This window comes from Pseudomonas amygdali (genome assembly GCF_002699855.1).
GTDB lineage: Bacteria > Pseudomonadota > Gammaproteobacteria > Pseudomonadales > Pseudomonadaceae > Aquipseudomonas > Aquipseudomonas amygdali.
Genome location: NZ_LKBW01000186.1, coordinates 1 through 1495 on the forward strand (window position 1 = coordinate 1; position 1495 = coordinate 1495).

At 48.7% G+C, this 1495-nt stretch carries 2 protein-coding genes and 1 pseudogene; 2 read left to right on the forward strand and 1 reads right to left on the reverse strand.

The window, feature by feature from the left end; translation table 11 throughout:
• The coding region (locus tag AO277_RS13490; protein WP_143492770.1) for a transposase at positions 1-185 on the forward strand (185 nt) is incomplete at its 5' end.
• 142 nt (positions 186-327) lie between these two features.
• Positions 328-1416 carry a type III secretion system YopJ family effector HopZ2 gene (gene hopZ2, locus AO277_RS13495; RefSeq protein WP_080899399.1) on the forward strand — a complete coding sequence of 363 codons (1089 nt, stop codon included), beginning with the start codon at positions 328-330 and terminating at the stop codon, positions 1414-1416.
• Here the strand turns inward: hopZ2 and AO277_RS13500 are convergent.
• Positions 1402-1495, reverse strand: a pseudogene (locus AO277_RS13500) (IS5/IS1182 family transposase); the annotation flags it as partial. The gene hopZ2 and the pseudogene AO277_RS13500 overlap by 15 nt on opposite strands.

Sequence of the window (1495 nt, forward strand, 5' to 3'; positions counted from 1 at the left end):
AGGCCCAAGTTCGCGCCAAGGTTGAGCATCCATTTCGGGTGATAAAGCGTCAGTTTGGTTATACGAAAGTGCGCTTCCGAGGCTTGGTGAAAAACGCTGCTCAGATGGTGACGCTATTCGCCCTGTCGAACCTTTGGATGGCGCGTCGATATTTGCTCTCCAGCGCAGGAGAGGTGCGTCCGTAATGAGGGAAATAGCTACTGCGGNGGATGAAATAAGCGGCAGACTTGATCGATTTTGAACGGCTACCGTTTTTTGAAAGCGGCTATGGCTCAGCAGTCTAAAAATAGCGGCCTACTTCAGACCATTCTTAAGGAGAACATCACGATGGGAATTTGCGTTTCCAAACCTAGCGTCCGGCATGACTACAACGAGGATTATGGGAGAAATTATGGCGCTGATACCGCCCAAGCCTCTTCGAACACTTCAAGTTCCGACAGCGAATGGGAGCAATCCCCTCCGCACTCGCCTAGGCAACCTGTAGCTGCTGACATACCCGATAGAGCCAAGGACAAGATTTCGGCGCTACGCGAGTCGTACTACAGATCACAGATGAATTCAAATCCGGATCTCTTGCATTATGCAAAAAACATACTCGACAACATAGAATACCGACAGTCCAACATTGATACACTTCAACTTGACGCTCAAAACCTAGGTTCGCTTGCTGCAGCTTATAATACAAGCTTCTCACAACTTAACCTTCATTGTTTCGACTCGCGCATCGCATTCCTAGATCATCTGCAAAGTCATAATGAGCCAGGCGCGTGGCGTGGTGTTTTTCGGCTAAATCCGCCCTCACTTCATCATGTCGCTGTGGACGTACGTAACCACTCCAATGGTCAAAAGACGCTGATCGTATTGGAGCCCATTACCGCCTATAAGGATGATGTTTACCCTCCTGCCTACTTACCGGGTTATCCTCAACTGCGCGAGGAGGTCAATACGCGATTTCGAGGAAATGCTAAAATGTCTGTCATAGAGACTGATGCACAACGTTCATGGCACGACTGTGTCATATTTTCGCTTAACTTTGCTTTGTGCTCCTACCAAAAAGATAGTGCCTTTGATAGCCTTCATGAAAAATTGGCTGAAAGTGGCTATTGTTTTCCAGGAAATGAAGATAGCCGATCGCGACTTGCCAGAGGCATAGAATTGATTGACGGAAAGCAAGTGCTGCCTGCCGTATTTTATAAACATGCGCATTCCCGAGGGACAGTGACTGCCGTAGAGAACGCTCAGCCCCACATAGCAAACGACAATGTCAGCACAAATCGGTCATCGTCCAGAGAAACGTTAAATGAACGTGCTGAGGCATTCCGCGTCCATCGGGAGGGGGGAGATCCAGAAAACTACAGTATGTCTATCGAGTCGTCCCGGGCGCGAAAGATAAGGAAAGCCCTAGGGTTTGTCTGAAAAGTCAGCCCGCAAGCATCTTTCGATGCAAGCCAGTGTGACCATCGCTTTAAAGCTACTTGCCAGCTTGTCGTAACGC